Source organism: Corynebacterium uropygiale, assembly GCF_021568315.1.
GTDB classification, from domain to species: domain Bacteria; phylum Actinomycetota; class Actinomycetes; order Mycobacteriales; family Mycobacteriaceae; genus Corynebacterium; species Corynebacterium uropygiale.
The window spans coordinates 323,614-347,073 of record NZ_JAKGSI010000001.1; the positions used below are offsets into that span (position 1 = coordinate 323,614).

General features: G+C 65.7%; 14 protein-coding genes and 1 pseudogene. 9 read left to right on the plus strand and 6 right to left on the minus strand.

The window, feature by feature from the left end; all coding sequences use genetic code 11:
- The first annotated feature begins 50 nt into the window (after window positions 1–50).
- Both rpoB and L1O03_RS01595 read left to right on the plus strand, forming a co-directional pair.
- Window positions 51–3,548 carry a DNA-directed RNA polymerase subunit beta gene (gene rpoB / locus L1O03_RS01590; protein ID WP_236118036.1) on the plus strand — a complete coding sequence of 1,166 codons (3,498 nt, stop codon included), beginning with the start codon at window positions 51–53 and terminating at the stop codon, window positions 3,546–3,548.
- 72 nt (window positions 3,549–3,620) lie between these two features.
- Entirely contained in the window at window positions 3,621–7,640 is a 4,020-nt protein-coding gene (locus L1O03_RS01595) for a DNA-directed RNA polymerase subunit beta' (RefSeq protein ID WP_236117660.1), read from the plus strand.
- An 87-nt stretch (window positions 7,641–7,727) separates the two neighbouring features.
- Here the strand turns inward: L1O03_RS01595 and L1O03_RS01600 are convergent, their stop codons facing one another.
- The 3 genes from L1O03_RS01600 to L1O03_RS01610 are packed head-to-tail and all read right to left on the minus strand — an operon-like array spanning window position 7,728 to window position 10,776.
- Window positions 7,728–8,504, minus strand: coding sequence for an ABC transporter ATP-binding protein (locus L1O03_RS01600; protein ID WP_236117661.1), 777 nt, complete (start codon window positions 8,502–8,504; stop codon window positions 7,728–7,730).
- Complete coding sequence (locus L1O03_RS01605; protein ID WP_236117662.1) at window positions 8,498–9,550, minus strand: FecCD family ABC transporter permease; 1,053 nt, start codon at window positions 9,548–9,550, stop codon at window positions 8,498–8,500. Before L1O03_RS01605 ends, L1O03_RS01600 begins: the two co-directional genes overlap by 7 nt.
- Window positions 9,547–10,776, minus strand: coding sequence for an ABC transporter substrate-binding protein (locus L1O03_RS01610; protein WP_236117663.1), 1,230 nt, complete (start codon window positions 10,774–10,776; stop codon window positions 9,547–9,549). The genes L1O03_RS01605 and L1O03_RS01610 overlap by 4 nt, the downstream gene beginning before the upstream one ends.
- Window positions 10,777–10,864: 88 nt before the next feature.
- Between L1O03_RS01610 and L1O03_RS01615 the strand changes: the two genes are divergently transcribed.
- The 7 genes from L1O03_RS01615 (at window position 10,865) to tuf (ending at window position 18,611) form a co-directional block, all read left to right on the plus strand.
- On the plus strand, window positions 10,865–11,914 hold the full coding sequence (locus L1O03_RS01615) for a FecCD family ABC transporter permease (protein WP_236117664.1): 1,050 nt from the start codon (window positions 10,865–10,867) through the stop codon (window positions 11,912–11,914).
- Window positions 11,911–12,705 (plus strand): ABC transporter ATP-binding protein, encoded by a 795-nt coding sequence (locus L1O03_RS01620; protein WP_236117665.1) that lies wholly within the window; start codon window positions 11,911–11,913, stop codon window positions 12,703–12,705. The genes L1O03_RS01615 and L1O03_RS01620 overlap by 4 nt, the downstream gene beginning before the upstream one ends.
- 1 nt (window position 12,706) lies before the next feature.
- Complete coding sequence (locus L1O03_RS01625; RefSeq protein ID WP_236117666.1) at window positions 12,707–13,804, plus strand: ABC transporter substrate-binding protein; 1,098 nt, start codon at window positions 12,707–12,709, stop codon at window positions 13,802–13,804.
- A 227-nt stretch (window positions 13,805–14,031) separates the two neighbouring features.
- Window positions 14,032–14,403: a 30S ribosomal protein S12 gene (gene rpsL, locus L1O03_RS01630; protein WP_236117667.1), complete on the plus strand. Its 372-nt coding sequence runs from the start codon at window positions 14,032–14,034 to the stop codon at window positions 14,401–14,403.
- Between the two features lie 3 nt (window positions 14,404–14,406).
- A complete protein-coding gene (rpsG, locus tag L1O03_RS01635; RefSeq protein WP_236117668.1) occupies window positions 14,407–14,874 on the plus strand; it encodes a 30S ribosomal protein S7 in 468 nt (155 codons plus the stop codon).
- Between the two features lie 133 nt (window positions 14,875–15,007).
- Window positions 15,008–17,134: an elongation factor G gene (fusA, locus tag L1O03_RS01640; protein ID WP_420830267.1), complete on the plus strand. Its 2,127-nt coding sequence runs from the start codon at window positions 15,008–15,010 to the stop codon at window positions 17,132–17,134.
- Between the two features lie 286 nt (window positions 17,135–17,420).
- The gene (gene tuf, locus L1O03_RS01645; protein WP_236117669.1) at window positions 17,421–18,611 is read left to right on the plus strand and encodes an elongation factor Tu; all 1,191 of its coding nucleotides are present in this window, start codon (window positions 17,421–17,423) and stop codon (window positions 18,609–18,611) included.
- 105 nt (window positions 18,612–18,716) lie between these two features.
- Here the strand turns inward: tuf and L1O03_RS11585 are convergent, their stop codons facing one another.
- From L1O03_RS11585 to betT, 3 genes and pseudogenes are all read right to left on the minus strand, one after another.
- Window positions 18,717–19,484 (minus strand): MerR family transcriptional regulator, encoded by a 768-nt coding sequence (locus L1O03_RS11585; protein ID WP_236117670.1) that lies wholly within the window; start codon window positions 19,482–19,484, stop codon window positions 18,717–18,719.
- A 69-nt stretch (window positions 19,485–19,553) separates the two neighbouring features.
- Window positions 19,554–21,050: an aldehyde dehydrogenase family protein gene (locus L1O03_RS01655; protein WP_236117671.1), complete on the minus strand. Its 1,497-nt coding sequence runs from the start codon at window positions 21,048–21,050 to the stop codon at window positions 19,554–19,556.
- Between the two features lie 65 nt (window positions 21,051–21,115).
- Window positions 21,116–23,182: pseudogene (betT, locus tag L1O03_RS01660) on the minus strand (choline BCCT transporter BetT); the annotation flags it as partial.
- Window positions 23,183–23,460 lie beyond the last annotated feature (278 nt).

Sequence of the window (23,460 nt, forward strand, 5' to 3'; positions counted from 1 at the left end):
CATACCAGTGGGGTAGTGGCCACGTCCGGGTGATCACTGCTCCGCGTGAGGTGCTGGAAGGACCCATCTTGGCAGTCTCCCGCCAGACCAAGTCAGAGGCCGAATTCCCCGGGGCTCCGAAGCGATACTCGTTCGCGAAGATTACCGAGCCCATTGAGGTGCCGGGCCTCCTCGACCTGCAGCTAGAATCCTTCGCTTGGTTGATTGGTACCCCTGAATGGCGTGCCCGTCAACAGGAGGAGCGTGGCCCCGAGGCCCGCATTCTCAGCGGCTTGGAGGAAATTCTCGAAGAGCTTTCCCCGATCGAGGATTATTCCGGCAACATGTCCCTTTCCCTCTCCGAGCCGCGATTCGAGGACGTCAAGAACTCGATCGACGAGTGCAAGGAAAAGGACATCAATTACTCCGCTCCGCTGTACGTCACCGCGGAGTTCATCAATAACGAAACTCAGGAAATTAAGTCCCAGACCGTGTTCATCGGTGACTTCCCGATGATGACGGACAAGGGAACCTTTATCGTCAACGGCACGGAGCGCGTCGTCGTGTCCCAGCTGGTGCGCTCCCCGGGCGTCTACTTTGATCAGACGATCGATAAGTCCACCGAGCGCCCCCTCCACTCCGTCAAGGTCATCCCCTCGCGTGGTGCCTGGCTGGAGTTCGACGTCGACAAGCGCGATACCGTCGGCGTGCGCATCGACCGCAAGCGTCGTCAGCCCGTGACGGTGCTGCTCAAGGCCCTCGGCTGGACGGCTGAGCAGATCCAGGAGCGCTTCGGCTTCTCTGAGATCATGATGTCCACCCTCGAGAACGACGGCGTCGGCTCCACCGACGAAGCCCTCCTCGAGGTGTACCGCCGCCAGCGCCCCGGCGAGCAGCCGACGCGCGACCTGGCCCAGTCCCTGCTGGACAACTCCTTCTTCAAGCCGAAGCGTTATGACCTGGCCAAGGTCGGCCGGTACAAGATCAACCGGAAGCTCGGCCTGGGTGGGGACCACGACGGTCTCATGACCCTCACCGAGGAAGACATCGCCACCACCCTGGAGTACCTCGTGCGCCTCCACGCCGGGGAGCGGAGCATGACCGCCCCCAATGGCGAGACGATTCCGGTGGAGACGGACGATATTGACCACTTTGGTAACCGTCGTCTGCGGACCGTCGGCGAGCTGATCCAGAACCAGGTGCGGGTGGGTCTCTCCCGCATGGAGCGCGTCGTGCGCGAGCGCATGACGACGCAGGATGCCGAGTCCATTACGCCGACCTCACTGATCAACGTGCGTCCGGTCTCCGCGGCGATCCGTGAGTTCTTCGGAACGTCCCAGCTCTCCCAGTTCATGGACCAGAACAACTCGCTGTCTGGCCTGACGCACAAGCGTCGTCTTTCCGCCCTGGGTCCCGGCGGTCTGACCCGTGACCGCGCCGGCATCGAGGTGCGCGACGTCCACCCGTCTCACTACGGCCGCATGTGCCCCATCGAGACGCCTGAGGGTCCGAACATCGGTCTGATCGGTTCCCTCTCCTCCTACGCCCGCGTCAACGCGTTCGGGTTCATCGAGACCCCGTACCGCCGCGTCATCGACGGCCGGATCACCGACCAGATTGACTACCTCACCGCGGACGTCGAGGATCGCTACGCCGTCGCCCAGGCGAACACGGAATACGACGAGAACGGCTACATCACCGAGGAGCGCGTCACCGTGCGCGTGAAGAACGGTGACATCCAGATCATCCCCGGCAACGAGATTGACTACATGGATATCTCGCCGCGGCAGATGGTCTCCGTCGGTACGGCGATGATTCCGTTCCTCGAGCACGACGACGCCAACCGTGCCCTCATGGGTGCGAACATGCAGAAGCAGGCGGTGCCGCTCGTGCGCGGCGAGGCCCCCTACGTGGGCACCGGCATGGAGCAGCGCGCCGCCTATGACGCCGGCGACCTCGTGATCTCCAAGAAGGCCGGCGTGGTGGAGGACCTCTCCGCCGACTTCATCACCATCATGGACGACGAGGGCATCCGCGATACCTACCTCCTCCGCAAGTTCCAGCGGACGAACCAGGGCACCTGCTACAACCAGGTCCCGATCGTCAACATCGGGGACCGCGTGGAGGCCGGCCAGGTCATCGCCGACGGTCCCGGCACCCACAATGGTGAGATGTCCCTCGGCCGCAACCTCCTCGTGGCGTTCATGCCGTGGGAAGGCCACAACTACGAGGACGCCATCATCCTCAACCAGCGGATCGTCGAGGAGGACATCCTCACCTCGATCCACATTGAGGAGCACGAGATCGACGCCCGAGACACCAAGCTCGGCGCCGAGGAAATCACCCGCGAGATCCCGAACGTCTCCGAGGACGTCCTCCGCGACCTCGACGAGCGCGGCATCGTCCGCATCGGCGCCGACGTCCGCGACGGCGACATCCTCGTCGGTAAGGTCACCCCGAAGGGTGAAACCGAGCTCACCCCGGAGGAGCGCCTGCTCCGCGCCATATTCGGCGAGAAGGCCCGCGAGGTGCGCGACACCTCCATGCGCGTGCCCCACGGCGAGACCGGCAAGGTCATCGGCGTCCGTCGCTTCTCCCGCGACGATGACGACGACCTCTCCCCGGGCGTCAACGAGATGATCCGCGTCTACGTTGCCCAGAAGCGCAAGGTGCAGGACGGCGACAAGCTCGCCGGCCGCCACGGCAATAAGGGTGTGGTCGGCAAGATCCTCCCGCCGGAGGACATGCCCTTCATGGCCGACGGCACCCCGGTGGACGTCATCCTCAACACCCACGGTGTGCCGCGTCGTATGAACATCGGCCAGGTGCTGGAGACGCACCTCGGCTGGCTGGCCTCCGCCGGCTGGAAGGTCGACCCCGAGGATCCCGCCAACGCGGAACTCATCAAGACCCTCCCCGAGGACCTCTACGACGTCCCGCCGGAGTCCCTCACCGCGACCCCGGTCTTCGACGGCGCCACCAACGAGGAGCTCGCCGGGCTGCTCCGCAACTCCCGGCCGAACCGCGATGGTGACGTGCTCGTCGATGAGAACGGCAAGACCGTCCTCCTCGACGGCCGGAGCGGCGAGCCCTTCCCCTACCCGGTGTCCGTGGGCTACATGTACATGCTCAAGCTGCACCACCTGGTGGACGAGAAGATCCACGCCCGCTCCACGGGTCCGTACTCCATGATCACCCAGCAGCCGCTCGGTGGTAAGGCCCAGTTCGGTGGCCAGCGCTTCGGTGAGATGGAGGTGTGGGCCATGCAGGCCTACGGCGCCGCCTACACCCTCCAGGAGCTGCTCACCATCAAGTCCGATGACGTGGTTGGCCGCGTGAAGGTGTACGAGGCCATCGTCAAGGGTGAGAACATCCCGGACCCGGGCATCCCCGAATCCTTCAAGGTTCTCCTCAAGGAGCTCCAGTCCCTGTGTCTCAACGTGGAGGTTCTCTCCTCTGACGGCACCCCGATGGAACTGTCCGGCTCCGACGACGACGACCTGGACCAGAGTCCCTCCTTGGGTATCAACCTCTCCCGCGATGAGCGCTCGGACGTTGAAACCGCCTAAGCGACACTGAGAAACAACCGCCACCACTGACAGCCAACAATCTCCCGGGACGCCGGGAGGAAAGGGAGTTACGTGCTCGACGTCAACTTCTTCGACGAACTCCGCATCGGTCTGGCCACGGCCGACGACATCCGTCGCTGGTCCAAGGGCGAGGTGAAGAAGCCGGAGACCATCAACTACCGAACCCTCAAGCCGGAAAAGGACGGCCTGTTCTGCGAGCGTATTTTCGGTCCCACCCGGGACTGGGAGTGCGCCTGCGGTAAGTACAAGCGCGTCCGCTACAAGGGCATCATCTGTGAGCGCTGCGGCGTCGAGGTGACCAAGTCCAAGGTGCGCCGTGAGCGCATGGGCCACATTGAGCTGGCCGCCCCCGTCACCCACATCTGGTACTTCAAGGGCGTGCCCTCCCGCCTCGGCTACCTCCTCGACCTTGCCCCCAAGGACCTGGAGCGCATCATCTACTTCGCGGCGAACATCATCACCAGCGTCGACGAGGAGGCTCGCCACAACGACCTGACGACCCTCGAGGCAGAGATGCTCCTCGAGAAGAAGGACGTGGAGGCCGACGCCGAATCCGAGATCGCCGAGCGCGCCGCGAAGCTCGAAGAAGACCTCGCGGAGCTTGAGGCCGCCGGCGCCAAAGCCGACGCCCGCCGCAAGGTGCAGAACGCTGCCGACAAGGAAATGCAGCACATCCGCGAGCGCGCGGAGCGTGAGATTGAGCGCCTCGACGAGATCTGGAACACCTTCACCAAGCTCGCGCCGAAGCAGATGATCATTGACGAGTCCATCTACGAGGAGCTCGTCGACCGCTACGAGGATTACTTCACCGGCGGCATGGGCGCGGAGGCCATCCAGACCCTCATCCGCAACTTCGACCTCGACAAGGAGGCCGAGGAGCTGCGCACCATCATCAACGAAGGCAAGGGCCAGAAGAAGGTCCGCGCCCTCAAGCGCCTCAAGGTCGTCGCCGCCTTCCAGCGCTCGGGCAACGACCCGGCCGGCATGGTGCTCGACTGCATCCCGGTCATCCCGCCGGAGCTTCGCCCGATGGTTCAGCTCGACGGCGGCCGCTTCGCGACCTCCGACCTCAACGACCTCTACCGTCGCGTCATCAACCGCAACAACCGCCTCAAGCGGATGATCGACCTCGGCGCGCCGGAGATCATCGTCAACAACGAGAAGCGCATGCTCCAGGAGTCCGTGGACGCGCTCTTCGACAACGGCCGCCGCGGCCGCCCGGTCACGGGCCCCGGCAACCGTCCGCTCAAGTCCCTGTCTGACCTGCTCAAGGGCAAGCAGGGCCGCTTCCGCCAGAACCTTCTGGGTAAGCGCGTCGACTACTCTGGCCGTTCCGTCATCATCGTCGGCCCGCAGCTCCGCCTCCACGAGTGTGGTCTGCCGAAGCTCATGGCCCTCGAGCTCTTCAAGCCCTTCGTTATGAAGCGCCTCGTTGAGCACGATTATGCGCAGAACATCAAGTCCGCGAAGCGCATGGTGGAGCGCCAGCGCCCCGAGGTGTGGGACGTGCTCGAGGAGGCCATCGCCGAGCACCCCGTCATGCTCAACCGCGCCCCGACGCTGCACCGCCTCGGCATCCAGGCCTTCGAGCCGGTCCTCGTCGAGGGCAAGGCCATCCAGCTGCACCCGCTCGCCTGTGAGGCCTTCAACGCCGACTTCGACGGCGACCAGATGGCTGTCCACCTGCCGCTCTCCGCGGAGGCTCAGGCGGAGGCCCGCGTGCTCATGCTCGCCTCCAACAACATTCTTTCTCCGGCCTCCGGTAAGCCGCTGGCCATGCCGCGTCTGGACATGGTGACCGGCCTCTACTTCCTCACCATGGACAAGGGCGAGGATGAGATCGGCGGCGAGGGCCGCTACCGCCCGGCCACCACGGATCACCCCGCCGAGGGCGACTACTCCACGGTGGCGGAGGCCATCATGGCCCGCGACCGCGGCGTCCTTGGCCTGCAGGCCCCGATCCGCGTGCGCATCTCCCACCTCCGCCCGCCGGCCGACATCGAGGCCGAGCTCTTCCCCGACGGCTGGGAGCAGGGCCAGGAGTGGACCGCGCACACCACGCTCGGCCGCGTGATGTTCAACGAGCTCCTGCCGTGGAACTACCCGTACCTTGAGGGCGTCATGGTCCGTAAGGGCGGCGGCACCGGCAAGATCCTGCTCGGCGACGTCATCACCGACCTCTCCGCCAAGTACCCGATGATCACCGTGGCGCAGACCATGGACAAGATGAAGGACGCCGGCTTCTACTGGGCCACCCGCTCCGGCGTCACCATCTCCATGTCCGACGTTCTCGTCCTCCCGAACAAGGAGGAGATCCTCGACCGCTACGAGGCCGAGGCCCGCGAGATCGAGCGGAAGTACTGGGTCCAGGGTGCGCTTACCGAGCGTGAGCGCTACGACCGCCTGGTCGAGCTCTGGAAGGACGCGACCGACACCGTCGGTGAGGCCGTCGAGAACCTTTACCCGGATGACAACCCGATTCCGATGATCGTGAAGTCCGGTGCCGCCGGTAACATGCGTCAGATCTGGACGCTCGCCGGCATGAAGGGCATGGTTGTGAACTCGAAGGGTGACTACATCACCCGCCCGATCAAGACCTCCTTCCGCGAGGGCCTGTCGGTGCTCGAGTACTTCAACAACTCCCACGGTTCCCGTAAGGGCCTGGCCGATACCGCTCTGCGTACCGCGGACTCCGGTTACCTCACCCGTCGTCTCGTCGACGTCGCCCAGGACGTCATCGTCCGCGAAGAGGACTGCGGCACCACCCAGGGCATCCGCGTCCCCGTCGCCGAGGCTGTGTACGACGCCGACGGTCAGGTCACCGGCTACACCCGGCACCCGCTCACCGAAACCTCCGTCGCTGGCCGCGTCCTCGCGACCGACGCGACTACCGAGGACGGCACCGTCGTCCTCGAGGCCGGTGCGGAGATCAACGAGCAGGAGATCGACGCTCTCGTCGACGCTGGCGTGACCAAGGTGAAGGTCCGCTCCGTGCTCACCTGCTCCACCGCCACCGGCGTGTGCGCCAAGTGCTATGGCAAGTCCATGGCCTCCGGCAAGCTCGTCGACATCGGCGAGGCCGTCGGCATCGTGGCCGCCCAGTCCATCGGTGAGCCCGGTACCCAGCTGACCATGCGTACGTTCCACCAGGGTGGTGTCGGTGGCGACATCACCGGCGGTCTGCCGCGTGTCCAGGAGCTTTTCGAGGCCCGCGTTCCGAAGAACCGCGCCCCGATCGCCTCTGCCGCCGGTACCGTCCACCTCGAGGACGAGGGCAACTTCTACACCCTCCGCATCACCCCCGATGACGGTTCCGACGACGTGGTGTACGAGAAGCTCTCCAAGCGCCAGGGCCTCGCCATGGTTCGACGCCCGATGGAGTCCAACCCCAGCGCCATGATCGAGCGCACCCTCCGCGAGGGCGACCACGTGGAGATCGGCGACCGGCTGCTCCGCGGCCCCGCCGACCCGCACGACGTCCTCGAGGTCCTCGGCCGCCGCGGCGTCGAGCAGCACCTCATCGACGAGGTTCAGGCCGTGTACCGGACCCAGGGTGTGGCCATCCACGACAAGCACATTGAGATCATCATCCGCCAGATGCTGCGTCGTGGCACGGTCATCGAGTCCGGCTCCACCGAGTTCCTCCCCGGGACCCTCGTGGACCTCACCGAGGCGAAGCTCGCCAACCAGGAGGCCGTGGCCGCCGGCGGCGACCCCGCCCAGCTGCGCAGCGAGATCATGGGTATCACCAAGGCCTCGCTGGCCACCGAATCCTGGCTCTCCGCGGCCTCCTTCCAGGAGACCACCCGAGTGCTCACGGACGCTGCGATCAACAAGCGCTCCGATAAGCTCATCGGCCTCAAGGAGAACGTCATCATCGGTAAGCTCATCCCGGCCGGTACCGGCATCAGCCGCTACCGCAATATCACCGTGAAGCCCACCGAGAGTGCCCGGAGCGCCAGCTACCCGGTGCCCACCTTCGGTGACAGCATCTACGGTGGGGATGACTCCTTCGCCGAGTACACCGGCCCCTCCGTCCCGCTGGAAGAAGCACACTTCTACGACCAGTAGACGAAAAAAGAGCCCGACGCCTCGCGCGTCGGGCTCTTAGCCTCCGCCCCCGCACCAGCCCCAACGGCGCGCGTGCGGGGGTTGCTCTTATTCAGACGGGGCGCGCCCGGCGGAGGGGCGGGGGAGAACCACGGGAGCCCCCTCATGCTGGAGCACATCCGCCTCCACCTGGTACACCTCGCGGAGCAGCTCCGGGGTGATGGTGGACGCCGGGGATCCGGAGGCCACGCACTCGCCCCGGCGAAAGACGATGATCTCATCGCAGTAGCGGGTCGCCAGATTGACGTCGTGGAGGGCGACGATCGCCAGAGCCTCCTCCTCGCGCACCCGTTCCCGCACCGTATCGAGGAGGAAGAGCTGCCGGTGGAGGTCGAGGGCGCTCGTCGGCTCATCGAGGAGCATGAGCCGCGGGGTTCCGACGAGCATCTGCGCGGCCGCGACCATCTGCCGCTGGCCGCCGGAGATCTCGTGGAGGTGGCGCTCGGCGACGTCGGCCAGCCCCACCTGGTGGAGGATCTGAGCCGTGCGGACCTCAGGGTCCTCCGTGCTGCTGCGCCGGGCGGCCATGAGCGTGGCCTCGAAGGCGCTGAGCGCGGTGGCGTCGGGGATCTCCTGGGGCACATAGCCGAGGGCGCGGCGAAGCACTGTGCCGCTCAGTTCCTGCTCCCCCTCGCGCACCGAGATGCGCCCCGAGCGGGGCCTCTTCACCCCGGCCACCGCCTTGAGGAAGGTGGATTTTCCGGAGGCGTTCGGCCCGAGGAGCCCGACCAGCCGCCCGCCGTGGAGGGTGGGCAGGCTGAGGGAGGGGAGGATGAGGCGTCGGCCATACCCGACGCTGAGGTGATCGATCTCGAGGGCTACCACAGCGACCTCCTTCGGGTGAGCGTGATGGCAAGGAAAAAGGGCACGCCGATGATGGCGGTCACCACCGCGATGGGGAGCACCTGCCCCGGGCGGACCAGCTGGCTCACCGCGTGGGCGCAAGACATCATGAGCGCGCCCGAGGCCAGGGAGGCGGGGAGGAAGAAGCGCTGGTCCTCGCCCACGAGCATCCGCGCCACGTGCGGGCCGATGAGCCCCACGAATCCGATGATGCCGGTGAAGGCGACCGTCGTCGCGGCCATGAGGGAGACGAGGAGAAGCACCCCGATCCGCAGGCGGGTGACGTTGACGCCCATGGAGGCGGCGCGGGCGTCGCCGAGGCGCAGCGCGGTGAGCTGCCAGCCCAGCACGCTGAACACCGGAATGGAGACCACCAGCACCACCGCCATGATGAGGTTGCTGCCCCAGGAGGCGCGCGTCATGGAGCCCAGCTGCCAGAAGACCACCTGCTGGAGACTCTCCGCGGAGGACATGTACTGGATGAGCGCGAGGAGCGCCTGGAAGAGGAAGGTCAGCGCGATGCCGAGGAGGATCATCGTCTCCGCGCTCGCGCCGCGCAGGATCGCGACCCCCACGATGAGCAGCGAGGTGAGCAGCGCCGCGATCCACGCCATGAGCGCGATATTGAGCTGCGGCTGCGCGATGATCTGCCAGTGCAACACAATGGCCAGCGCCCCGCCGAAGGCTCCCGCCGCGGACACGCCGAGGGTGAAGGGCTCCGCGAGCGGGTTGCCGAGGATCGTCTGCATCTGCGCGCCCGCGAGGGAAAGCAGCATCCCCACCAGCAGGGCCATGACGGCCATCGGGGTGCGCAGCTGGATGAGCACTTTCCACGAGGGGGAATCCATCATGGATGGATCCTGGAGGGCGGAGAACACGTCACCCCAGCCGATGTCCATGACCCCCACGAGGATGCTCTCCGCGAAGGCGAGGAGCGCCACCACCGTCAGCGCCGCGATGATGCACCAGCGCCGGATGACGGTGCGCCGGTGCGCGCGCAGGAGGGAGTCAGCTCTGTCCTCACTCATTTCTCAGCGCCGCGGGGAGTGCTGACAAAGAAGGCACCCTCCCCGCTGAAGGGCGCGTACTTCTCGTGGGCGTCCTTCCACTCCTTCGCGACGTCCACATCCGTGTAGTCCTCCGGGTGCAGCCACTGGGCAATCTGGAGGAGCGCCAGGTAGTTGAAGGGGGAGTTGTAGAACTGGTGCCAGATCGCGTAGAGGTTCCCTTCCTTGGGCGCCCGGAGCAGGTCAAAGGCCGGCTGCACGGAGGGCAGGTGCTGGAGGGATTTCTCCGCATCCGCCATGCTGATGCCGTATCCCGCCGACGCGAAGGTGGCCGGGTTGCCGTCCTTGTCCTTCTTCGTGGCCCAGTCGCCGCCGGTGGCGATGATGACGTCCGGGTCGAGGTCGATGACCTTCTCCGGGGTGAGGGTGACGGACTCGCCGTCGAGGACCGAGTCGCCCACGTTCTCCCCGCCGGCCACGTTGACCAGCTCGGAGATGTTGGAGTTGTTCCAGGTGCCGCAGCAGTCGGAGAGGCCGGCGGCGCGCCAGACGAAGGTGCGCGGCTTGGACGTGGCCTTGGCTCCGCGCTCGCGGACCATGTCCACCACGCGGCTCCAGTCCTGGTTGAAGTCCTGGGCGGCCTCCTCCTTGTCGAAGAGCTTCCCGAAGATCTCCATGGAGCGGGTCGTGTTCTCGAGGGGGTGGGCGCGGAAGTCGGTGACGATGTAGCGCAGCCCCAGGCTGTCGAGCTTGTCCGTGGTGCCGGTGGTCTTCGCGGCGTCGTACTGGTCCTGGGAGAGCACGAGGACGTCGGCGTCGAGGTTGATGAGGTTCTCGAGCGCGACATCACCCTTTTGGAAGCTGCCGATCTCCGGGATGTCCTTCACGCTGGGGACGGCCTCGACGAGCTTGGAGTAGTAGTCCGGGACGTTGTCCTGTAGGTCGGTGCCCATGCCCACCACCTTGTCCAGCGGGTGCTCCCGATCGAGCGCCGAGGTGGCGAAGAGGGAGCGGCTCTCGCCGAGGATGATGCGCTCCGGCTGGTGCTCGAAGCTCACCTCGCGGCCCAACACGTCCGTGATGGTGAGGGCATCCCCCGAGGGGGCCGCCGAGCTCTCGCTGGGGGAGGAGGACTCGGGGGAGCTGCAAGCGCTCAGCCCGAGGAGCCCCGCTACACTGAGTGCGAGCGCGGCACGGCCGGCCCGCGCACCTCGCGCGCGCGAGGACGGGTGAAGGAGAGAAAGCATTCTGTCTACCTCGATGATCGTGAGACTGAAGAGAATAGCGACACGCCACAGCGGCGTATGGAAGCCTAGAAATTACTAAGCCTGCCCTATGGTACAGCTCTCAGTAGGCCGTGAGAAACGCCCCGCGCATCCGGGGCTTCTCCTCTGCGTCTGTAGCGTGCTCCTCATCCTCGTGCCCCTTCTCAGCCTGCGCTTCGGCTCCGGCGCTGTGCCGCTCCACGAGGGCGCCCACATCGTGTGGATCAAGCTCACGGGCCTGGGGGACCTCAGCGCTTATCGCCCGACCATCGTCAGCCTCATCTGGGAAAACCGCATCCCCCGGATCCTCAGCGCAATGGCGGTGGGCGCCGTCCTCGGCCTCGGCGGGGTGGCCATGCAAGCCGTCATCCGCAACCCCCTCGCGGAGCCCTATGTCCTCGGCATGAGCGCCGGGGCCTCGACGGGCGCCGCCGCCGCGATCGTCCTGATCGGCACCTCCGCCGCGCTTGCCGTCGGGGGCATGGCGTGCGCGGGCGCGGTGCTCTCCATGATCTGCGTCCTGTGGTTGGGCTCGACGGCCGGCGGAAGCTCAATGCGCCTGGTCCTCGCGGGTGTCGCGATGGGTTTCCTCTTCACGGCGCTCACCAACCTCATCCTCTCCCTCGCGCCGAGCGCGGAGACGGCGCAGGCCGTCGTCTTCTGGACGCTCGGCTCGCTCACCCGCCCCTCGCTGCGCCAGGCGGCGCTGCTCTGCGTGCTGGCGGTGGCGCTGGGGCTCTTCCTCTGGCGGGTGGGCCCGTGGCTCGATGCCCTCGCCTCCGGCGATGACACGTGCCTGGCCGTGGGCCTTGACCCGGGGCGCACGCGCGTGGCGATGATCATCCCGGTGTCCCTGGCTGTTGCCATCGCGGTCTCGCTGACGGGCGGGATCGGCTTCGTTGGCCTCGTCATGCCGCACCTTCTGCGCCCGCTCGTGGGGAGTGCGCACCGGGGCCTCGTGCCGATGGTCGCGCTGACCTCCGCGCTGCTCCTCGTCCTCGCGGACACGGCGGCGCGTTCGGTACTCCCGCAGGGGGAGATCCCGGTGGGGGTGCTCACGGCCTTGCTCGGGGCGCCGCTGCTCCTGGTTCTAGTCCGCCGCGGGGGCGATCGCCCGTGATCGACGTCCATGACCTCTCCTACGAGGCCGCGGGCCACCTCCTCCTCGACGGGGTGAGCACCACCGCCGAGGACGGCGCCGTGCTGGGTATCATCGGCCCGAATGGCGCGGGCAAGTCCACGCTGCTGCGGCTTCTCTACCGCGCGATCGAGCAGAGCACGGGGACGGTCGTCGTCGACGGCCGCGACCTGCGCACGTGCCGACGGCGGGAGATCGCGCAGCGGATGGCCGTGGTGCCGCAGCGCGGCGAGGCGCAGGTTCCGCTCACGGTACGCGAGAGCGTGGCGCTCGGCCGCTTGAGCCGCCGCGGACTCCGGCACTTCGGGGACGCCGCCGATGCCCGCGTGGTGCGCGAGGCGATTGCGCGCGTCGGCCTGGCGGACAAGGCCGAGAGGCTGCTGCCCGAGCTCTCAGGCGGGGAGGTGCAGCGGGTGCTCATCGCGCGGGCGATCGCCCAGCAGGCCACCCACGTGCTCCTCGATGAGCCGACGAATCACCTGGACATCCGCCACCAATTCGAGGTCATGGACCTTGTCCGCGGGCTGGGGGCGACGTGCGTCATCGTGCTTCATGACCTCAACCTCGCCGCCCGCTACTGCGACCGCCTCCTCCTACTCCACGAGGGGCGCATCCGAGCGAAGGGTAGCCCCGCGGAGGTCCTCGAGCCCGGCCTCCTCTCCGAGGTTTACCAGGTGAGGGCGCAGGCGCTGCGCGTCGGCGGGCGCCTCCATCTTCTCTTTGAGAATCCCGCGGACCCGGCCGCGGCGGCGCCCGGGCCCGAGCATTCCTAAGATGAAGAGGGACAACCCGGCCCGGCCGGACTCACCCACGACCCACGGACGGCCCATCATGATGATCTCCTCCCTCTCCCCGCGCCGGTGCGCGCGGAGCATTGGCGCCCTGTGCGCCGTGCTCGGCGCCCTCGGGTTCCTGCTTCCCGGCTGCGCGAGCCCGGACAGTGCCCGGCAGAGCCCCGAGGGTCAGGCCGGGGGTGGGCAGGTGAGCGTCGAGAGCTGTGGCCGGACGGTGACGCTGAAGGCCCCGGCCCGGCGGGTGCTCGTCGAGAACTCTGTGGGCCTGCCGCAGCTCGCGGACCTGGGGGTACTCGACCGCGTGGTGGGGCGAGTGGGCGACGCGGACACCTCCGTCTACCCGGCGGAGACGCGCGCGGCGGTGGAGGCGATCCCGCGGCTCGCCGGCACGCCCATGGGCAGCGGGCACACGATGGTCTCGACGGAGACGCTCCTGGCCAACGACGTGGACCTCGTCATCGGCTATCCGCAGGGCGTGGACCTCGAGAAGGCGGAGGCCGCCGGCATCGCCTTCTACGTGCCCCAGGCCTATTGCTCCAAAGAGGACAGCGCGCCGGCGGATGTCGACGCCATCTGGCGTGAGAACACCGCGGTGGGGGCGCTCATCGGGGAAGAGGAGAAGGCGAGCGCGCTCAACGATGCCTTGCGCGCACAGCTGGAGGAGATCCGCGGCAGGGCGGGGGAGGGAGCCTGGCGCGGGCGCCGGGTGATGGGGCTCTTCCTCACACCGGGCGATACGGGCACGCTGTGGGCCTATGGGGCCGGGAGCATGCTGGAGCCGCAGCTGGAGGCGCTTGGCGCGCGGAACGTCTACGGGAGCCACGGCCGCCGGGTGCTTCAGATCGGGATGGAGGATGTTTTGGCCGAGGACCCCGACGTCATCGTCCTCCTCCACACCACGGGCTCCGAAGAAGAGATCCGCTCCACCTTCGAGCAGCTGCGCGGGAGCGAGTCCCTGCGGGTCAGCCGGGAGGGGAGGGTGGTGGTCCTGCCGTATCCGCTCGTGGACCCGCCCTCCTCGCTGAGCATTGAGGGGCTGCGGCGCTTGGCCGAACGCACCGAGGCGGCGCGGGGCTGAGCTTGCGTGGGGGAGGAGAGCCCGGTATACTCCGACGAAGTTCCCCCGTCTTATGCGGTGGGAGTCTGACACCGCGTCCTCGCGGCCTGGGTGAGAGCCCGGGTGGTGGGGAAAGCGAGAGTCTGGACATGCGGCAGGGCCCCGGAAAAGAGCCCCGTTTTTGTCGTGTTTGGGCTTTGTCGCGAAGACGGATCCACTCAAGAAACTTCCTCATTAAAGGACGGTTCATGCCAACTATTCAGCAGCTGGTCCGCAAGGGCCGCCACTCCAAGTCCGCGAAGGTTTCCACCGCGGCGCTGAAGGGCTCCCCCCAGCGCCGTGGCGTGTGCACCCGTGTGTACACGACCGCCCCGAAGAAGCCGAACTCCGCTCTGCGCAAGCTCGCCCGTGTGCGTCTGACCACCGGCATCGAGGTCTCCGCCTACATCCCGGGCGAGGGCCACAACCTGCAGGAGCACTCCATGGTGCTCGTCCGCGGTGGCCGTGTGAAGGACCTTCCGGGTGTTCGGTACAAGATCATCCGCGGCACCCTCGATACCCAGGGTGTGAAGGATCGTAAGCAGGCCCGTTCCCGTTACGGCGCGAAGAAGGAGAAGTAATACATGCGTAAGTCTGCAGCTCCGAAGCGTCCCGTCGTGAAGGACCCGGTCTACAACTCCGAGCTGGTCACCCAGCTGGTGAACAAGGTCCTCAAGGACGGCAAGAAGTCCACTGCTGAGCGCATCGTCTACGGCGCCCTCGAGAAGTGCCGCGAGAAGACCGGCACCGACCCGGTGGGCACCCTCGAGAAGGCTCTGGGCAACATCCGCCCTGACCTGGAGGTTCGCTCCCGCCGCGTGGGTGGCGCCACCTACCAGGTGCCGGTGGAGGTCCGCCCGGGCCGCGCCAACACCCTCGCCCTGCGCTGGCTGGTGACCTTCACCCGGCAGCGTCGTGAGAACACCATGATGGAGCGCCTCGCGAACGAGATCCTGGATGCCTCCAACGGTCTTGGCGCGTCCGTCAAGCGTCGCGAGGACACCCACAAGATGGCCGAGGCCAACCGCGCCTTCGCTCACTACCGCTGGTAAGAACGCCGATAGGCCATTCCGCCACGCGAGTGGCAGAATGTGAAGCGACATTATCCGCCGTAACTATCATGAGGGTGGCCGTCTGAGGCCTCTCTTCGGACGTTACGACAAGCTATGAGTTTGGGGAATAACAGTGGCACCACAAGAAGTGCTTAAGGACCTCCACAAGGTCCGCAACATCGGCATCATGGCCCACATCGATGCCGGTAAGACCACGACCACCGAGCGCATCCTCTACTACACCGGCATCAACCGCAAGGTCGGTGAGACCCACGATGGTGCCTCGACGACCGACTGGATGGAGCAGGAGAAGGAGCGGGGTATCACCATTACCTCCGCCGCCGTCACCTGTTTCTGGAACGGCAACCAGATCAACATCATCGACACCCCTGGGCACGTCGACTTCACCGTTGAGGTCGAGCGTTCCCTCCGTGTGCTCGATGGCGCTGTCGCCGTCTTTGACGGCAAGGAGGGCGTGGAGCCGCAGTCCGAGCAGGTGTGGCGCCAGGCCGCCAAGTACGACGTCCCGCGCATCTGCTTCGTCAACAAGATGGACAAGATGGGTGCGGACTTCTACTACACCGTCCAGACCATCATTGACCGTCTGAACGCGAAGCCGCTCGTCATGCAGCTGCCGATCGGCGCTGAGGATGACTTCGACGGCGTCGTCGACCTCCTCGAGATGAAGGCCCACGTGTGGCCGGGTCGCGTCGAGGTGGGCGCCGAGCAGCAGATCACCGACATCCCGGAGGATCTGCAGGAGAAGGCCGAGGAGTACCGCGAGAAGCTCATCGAGACCGTCGCTGAGTCCGATGAAGAGCTCATGGAGAAGTACTTCGCCGGCGAAGAGCTCACCATGGATGAGATCAAGGCTGCCATCCGCAAGATGGTCGTTAACTCCGAGATCTTCCCGGTCTACTGCGGTACCGCCTACCGCAACAAGGGCGTCCAGCCGCTGCTCGACGCGGTGGTGGACTACCTGCCGAACCCGATGGACATCGGCGAGGTGCACGGCCACAAGATGGGCGACGAGTCCGTCGAGATGACCCGCAAGCCCTCCAAGGAGGAGCCCTTCTCCGCGCTGGCCTTCAAGATCGCTGCGCACCCGTTCTTCGGTAAGCTCACCTTCGTCCGCGTCTACTCCGGGCGCGTGGAGCCGGGCCAGCAGGTCCTCAACTCCGTCAAGGACAAGAAGGAGCGCATCGGTAAGCTCTTCCAGATGCACGCGAACAAGGAGAACCCGGTTGACGAGGCCGTCGCCGGCAACATCTACGCGTTCATCGGCCTGAAGGACACGACGACGGGTGACACGCTCTGCGATGCGAACAACCCGATCATCCTCGAGTCCATGGACTTCCCGGATCCCGTGATCCAGGTGGCCATCGAGCCGAAGTCCAAGGCTGACCAGGAGAAGCTGGCCACCGCTATCCAGAAGCTCGCCGACGAGGACCCGACCTTCACCGTGAAGCTCGACGAGGAGTCCGGCCAGACCGTCATCGGCGGTATGGGCGAGCTCCACCTCGACATCCTCGTTGACCGCATGAAGCGCGAGTTCAAGGTTGAGGCGAACATCGGTAACCCGCAGGTCGCCTACCGCGAGACCATCCGCAAGGCGGTCGAGAAGATCGAGTACACCCACAAGAAGCAGACGGGTGGTTCCGGTCAGTTCGCGAAGGTCATCATCTCCCTCGAGCCCTACGCTCCGGACCCGGAGGAGCTCGAAGAGGGCGAGTCCCCGATCTACAAGTTCGAGGACGCCGTCACCGGTGGCCGCGTTCCGCGCGAGTACATCCCGAGCGTCGACGCTGGTATCCAGGACGCGATGCAGTACGGCTACCTGGCCGGCTACCCGCTGGTCAACATCAAGGCCACCCTGCTCGACGGCCAGTACCACGAGGTCGACTCCTCGGAAATGGCCTTCAAGATCGCGGGTGCCCAGGCCCTCAAGGAAGGTGTCGCGAAGGCGAAGCCGGTTCTGCTCGAGCCGGTGATGTCCGTCGAGATCACCACCCCGGAGGACTACATGGGCGACGTCATTGGCGACGTCAACGCCCGCCGTGGCCAGGTCGTCTCCATGGAGGACCGCGCCGGCGCCAAGCTGGTCAAGGCGAAGGTCCCGCTGAGCTCCATGTTCGGCTACGTGGGCGACCTCCGCTCCAAGACCCAGGGTCGTGCGAACTACTCCATGTTCTTCGACTCCTACGCCGAGGTCCCGCAGAGCGTCTCCGAGGAGATCATCGCCGAGCGGACCGGCAAGTAAGGACCACACGGAGGGCCTGGCGCGACACCCGTCGCGTCGGCCCACCGGGCGGGGTCCGGCCCACTGAGACGCTGGGCAGCGAGTCCAGAGTCTCACGTCGGCCGGTCCCCGGCAGGTCAGGAAAGTGCCAGCTTGAAAATCAGGATGGATAATTCTAGGATCTGGTAACTGGCACATTTTTGTAAGGCTCCATCCACCGTGCCCCGAATTAGGGTGGGTGGATGAGGCACTATAAACCCCGTGGCTGCGAGAGTCGTAGCCACCATAAAGTCCAGGAGGACACACAGTGGCAAAGGCGAAGTTCGAGCGTACGAAGCCGCACGTCAACATCGGTACCATCGGTCACGTCGACCACGGTAAGACCACCACCACCGCCGCCATCACCAAGGTGCTGGCCGAGAAGTTCCCGGATCTCAACGAGTCCTTCGCTTTCGACGCCATCGACAAGGCGCCGGAGGAGAAGGAGCGTGGTATTACCATCAACATCTCCCACGTTGAGTACCAGACCGAGAAGCGCCACTACGCTCACGTTGACGCCCCGGGTCACGCCGACTACATCAAGAACATGATCACCGGTGCTGCCCAGATGGACGGCGCCATCCTCGTGGTCGCCGCCACCGACGGCCCGATGCCGCAGACCCGTGAGCACGTGCTTCTGGCCCGTCAGGTCGGCGTCCCCTACATCCTCGTCGCCCTCAACAAGTGCGACATGGTTGACGACGAGGACCTCATCGAGCTCGTCGAGATGGAGATCCGCGAGCTCCTCGCCGAGCAGGACTACGACGAGGACGCCCCGATCGTTCACATCTCCGCTCTGAAGGCCCTCGAGGGCGACGAGAAGTGGTCCAAGTCCATCCTCGAGCTGATGGACGCCTGCGACGAGTCCATCCCGGACCCGGAGCGCGCCACCGACCAGCCCTTCCTCATGCCGATCGAGGACATCTTCACCATCACCGGCCGCGGCACCGTCGTCACCGGCCGTGTCGAGCGTGGTCGCCTGAACGTCAACGAGGACGTCGAGATCATCGGTATCCGCGAGAAGGCCACCAAGACCACCGTCACCGGTATCGAGATGTTCCGCAAGCTCCTCGACTACACCGAGGCTGGCGACAACTGCGGTCTCCTTCTCCGTGGTGTCAAGCGTGAGGACGTCGAGCGTGGCCAGGTGGTCATCGCCCCCGGCGCCTACACCCCGCACACCCAGTTCGAGGGTTCCGTCTACGTCCTCTCCAAGGACGAGGGCGGCCGCCACACCCCGTTCTTCGACAACTACCGTCCGCAGTTCTACTTCCGGACCACCGACGTCACCGGCGTCATCAAGCTTCCGGAGGGCACCGAGATGGTTATGCCCGGCGACAACGTCGAGATGTCCGTCGAGCTGATCCAGCCGGTCGCTATGGACGAGGGTCTGCGCTTCGCTATCCGCGAGGGCTCCCGCACCGTCGGCGCTGGCCGCGTCACCAAGATCATCAAGTAATGATCTCAGTGCTGCCTGCGGTTCTCTGAGCCGCAGAGAGCGCGCATGAATCCGCCCCCGAGTTATCGACTCGGGGGCGGATTACTTTGTCGGGGACAGGAGCTCTTAGCCCCACGTCAGAGAGGAGGGATCAATGCCCTGGCGCTCTGCCTCACCAAGAATGAGCGCGCGGAGGTAGTGAGCATTCTCCTCGCTGCCATACATGGAGTGGAAACGTGGGTCCTGCTGGTACAGAGAGGAGAGCAGAACTTGCTTCTCCAAGGTGCATGTGTACCACCGCTCGATGGTCGCGCGGTGGGAATCGACCAGCTGGGCGGCCTCCTCTGAGCCCGGCGCAACCTTCCTCTCGCGTGCGAGGCCGAGAGCGTCGACGAACTCTGCCTGCTCAGCCTGTGCTTTTCTCAGCGTGGCCTCGTCCGCGTTCTCCATTGCGGTTTGAGACTGCTCCCATTCCGGTGTGTCTCCCCAGCGCTCCTGAGCTTCCTGCTGCCAGCCGTCCCACTCAGGACCGAACAACTCTGCTGCCTTGTTGAAGTAGGTCACGGGTTCCTCCTTAAGAAGCCGTTGAACTGCGTGGACTCTCCACTGCAGGTGAGACATATCTTCTTGGAGCTGGACGAGATGCTTTTCGAGCTGTGATCTCACGAGCTCGGGCTGCTCAAGCGCTCTCTTGATTTCCTTGAGCGGCATCCCGATCTCTCGGAAGATGAGGATGCGCGAGGCCCTTTCGAGATCATCATCTGTGTAGACCCGGTAGTTGCCTGACACAGTCCGCCATTGCGGCGAGAGCACGTGAATCTCGTCCCAGTACCGAAGCGTCCTCGTTGAAATATTGAGGGCTTCAGCAGCTTCACCAATGGAATAATCACTCACAGTGTCAGTATCAGGCTTTCCGTAACGTCAAGGTCAAGAGCTGGGGAACCCATCCATCAGCCGCGGAGTCTAGCGGCGGTCCTCAAACCATCCTGTGACTGCGGGGGAGGTGTTCTGGTAGATGTGCTTGGTCTCGGTGTACTCCTCGAGCCCAGCCTCGCCCAGCTCCCGGCCAACACCTGAGTGGCCATAGCCGCCCCACTCGGCCTGCGGGAGGTAGGGGCCAAAGTCATTGATCCACACCGTGCCGTGGCGCAGTGCCCCAGCGACTCGCTCGGCGCGCCGCGCGTCGGAGGTCCACACCGCGCCGGCCAGGCCATAGTCGGTGTCATTCCCGATACGGATGGCCTCCTCCTCGCTGCGGAAGGTCTCGACGGTCACCGTGGGCCCAAAGGCCTCGTCGTGGACGCAGTCCATGTCCTGGGTGCACTGGTCGATGACCGTCGGCTCGTAGTAGTAACCCTGGGAGAGGTCGAGGCTGCCGTCGGCGGAGCGGCCCTCGGCGAAACGCCCGCCGCAGCGCACGCGCGCCCCCTGCTCCTTCGCGCGCTCGACATAGGCGTGGACCTTCTCGCGGTGCGCCTTGGAGATGAGCGCCCCAGTCTCCGCCTTCTCATCGTGGGGGCCGCCCAGGCGGATGTGGCCCGCACGGGTGACGAGGTCATCGACGAAGCGCTCGGCCAGGGATTCCTCAATGATGAGCCGCGCCCCCGCCGAGCACACCTGGCCCGAGTGGAGGAAGGCCGCGTTGAGGGCGTTATCCAGGGCGGCCTCATAGTCAGCATCAGCGAAGATGATGTTCGGGTTCTTCCCGCCTAGCTCGAGCGCCACCTTCTTCACGGTGGCGGCCGCCTCGGCGGCGATGCCGCGGCCGGTCACCAGGCCGCCGGTGAAGCTCACCAGGTCCACGCGAGGATCGCTGGCCAGGGGCGCGCCAGCCTCGGCACCCGCCCCGGTCACGAGGTTCGCGGCGCCGCGGGGCACGGCGAGGTCGTCGAGAACCTCCATGAGCAGGATGGCGGTGTGTGGGGTGAGCTCGGCGGGCTTGAGCACGAAGGTGCAGCCTGCGGCGATCGCGGGGGCGACCTTCCACGCCGCCTGGAGGAGCGGGTAGTTCCACGGGGTGATCATGCCGCAGACGCCCACGGGCTCGCGGACGATGCGGGAGACGACGGTGGGGTCGCCGGCATCGACGACGCGGCCGGCATCGTGGCCGGCGAGGGTGCCGAAGTAGCGGAAGCAGCCGATGATGTCGTCCATGTCGATGCGGGACTCCGGCAGGCGCTTGCCGGTGTCGAGGGACTCGGCGAGGGCGAAGTCCTCCTTCCGCTCCTCGATGGAGTCCGCGACGCGGCGGAGCAGCTCCCCGCGATCCCAGGCGGACCAGCCCTCCCAGCAGTGGGAGTCGAAGGCCTCGCGGGCAGCGGCGATAGCATCGAGGGTGTCCTCGGTGCCCGCCTCGGAGACGGTGTCGACGGTCTGGCCCGTGCCGGGGCAGATGATGGTGCGGGTCTGGCCAGATCGAGCCGGCCGCCATTCACCATTGATGTAGCAGGTGTGGGGCATGTCTTCTCCTTCTTCTCCTTCTTCGTCGCGTACGTCTGTGGGATTTGGCCGGGATTCCGTGGGGCTTACTCCTTCCCCGAGGGGAGGGAGTCCCAATCCTTGACCGGGTCGGCATTATCGGACATATCGGAGCCGCCCGGCAAATGGCGCTGCATGTGGAGGAACTCCAGGTGGCGTTCGTACATGTCGAGGACATCGTCGATGAGCTGGCTTTCCGTGTAGCCGTAGACGTCGTAGCCCAGGGAGCCCGTGAGGGAGAACACCTCCAGGCGGTAGTAGAGCTCATCGGCATCGGAGTCGAGCTGCACCCGGCAGGCGAAGTTCGGGCGCCATTCCTCCGTGGGATAGATCTGGTACCGGAAGTTGCGGTCCTCCCCAAAGTCCACGCGCAGATCCAGCTGGTCCACCGTGCCGTTCGTGACGCGCACCGGGGTCTTCTCCAGGACTGCCTCGGCCCCGCGGTTCTTAATCTCCTCCGCCACGGCGGTGAGCGCCGGGGTGGCGACGTCGTGAATAAACGTGTCCACCTGCTCGCGGCTGGGGAAGGACATGGCGCGCTGGAGGCGTCGGCGCCAGTTGCCGGCCTGGGGGCCCGCGGTGCGCGAGGACATCGCGCCGTGCATGGCCTGGGCGCGGGAGTCGTGGTGGAGGAGCTCCAGGCGCGTGGAGGTGAAGAGGCTGTACATGATGAGGTAGATGACGAAGGCGAAGGGTAGGCCCATGACGATCGTCGCGGACTGAAGGGTGGGGATGCCGCCGACGAAGAGCATCGCCACGGTGAGTACGCCCACCACCACGGCCCAGAAGACGCGGGACCAGGGCTTGCCATCGGAGTGGGTGTCCTTCACCTTGGAGGTGAAGTTGGACATGACCAGCGCCGCCGAGTCCGCCGACGTGATGTAGAGGAGCAGGCCGATGAGGGAGGCGATCGCCATGACGACGGTGGCGGCGGGGTACTGCTCGAGGAGCAGGTAGAAGGCGCGCTCGGGGTTCTCCATGGCGGTGGAGCCGAAGTCCGAGTCCCCGTGGAGCACGATGTCCAGCGCGGAGTTCCCGAAGACGGACACCCACAGGAGCACGAAGATGAACGGGATGGTGAGCGTCCCGATGACGAACTGCCGCAGCGAACGCCCGCGGGAGATCCTCGCGAGGAAGAGGCCCACGAAGGGCGCCCACGCGATCCACCAGGCCCAGAAGAAGAGCGTCCAGGCGTTCAGCCATTCTTGCACGTCGCTGAAGGCGTAAGTGTCCATGGTCATGGAGGGGAAGGAGGAGATATATTCCCCGACATTCATCATGAGCGCATCGAAAAGAAAAGCCGTGCGTCCGGTAATAAGGATGTATACCATGAGGCCGATAGCCAAAAGAACATTGATCTCCGAGAGCCGCTTAATTCCCTTATCGACGCCGGACACCGCGGAAATGGTCGCCACGGCCACGGCCAGAACCACGAGGGCAATTTGGGCGGTGAGGCCCTCCTCGACGTGGAAAAGAACCTTGAGCCCATAGTTGAGCTGAACAACGCCAATACCCAGCGAGGTTGCCACGCCGAACACGGTGCCGAGCATCGCCGCCACGTCCACGGCGTCGCCCGCCGGCCCGTGGATCCTCTTGCCCAGGATGGGGTAGAGGGCGCTGCGAATAGCCAGCGGCATATTGAAGCGATAGGCGAAATAGCCAAAGGCCATCCCCATGAGCGCATAGAGGGCCCAGCCGGTAATCCCATAATGGAAGAGGGTAAAGACCACGGCGCGGCGCGCGGCCTCAATAGTTTCTGGGTCCCCGGAGGGTGGATTATAAAACTGCGTCACGGGTTCCGCGACGGAGAAGAATAAGAGGTCCACCCCGATGCCCGCGGCGAAGAGCATGGAGGCCCAGGAAAAGAGCCGGAACTGAGGCTTGGCGTGATCGGGACCGAGCTTGATGTGGCCGGTCCTCCCCGCGGCGATCCACACCATGAAGACCACGGCGACCGTGGCAGTGAGGATGTAGAACCACCCGAGGTTCTCCGAGATCGCGCGTACGACGGCGTCGAGGGTCGAGGCGGCGGACTCGGGGGCGAGGATCGCCCACAGGGCAATAAGGATGACACCTGCGCCGGAGATGAGGAACACAGGCCAGTTGATCTCAGGATGCTCGGCTTTGGCCATGGAACGTCTTTCCTGGGTTGGGGTCGGCTAACGACTCAACGGTAGAGCGCAGGGAGCACATTTGCGAACCGCGCGCCGCGCGCCCTCGGGGTGATCAGTTCGACACTCCCGCGCTGACCTGCCCTTTTCCTCTGAGAAAAGTCTGAGAGATGCGGAGGTTATTATGCCCTCCGCACAAAATGTGCCACCCTGGAAGGGTCGCACGCGGTGCGGGCTCGCCCGGCACCGCGGCGCTTTTTGTTGTGAGAGAGACGAAGAAA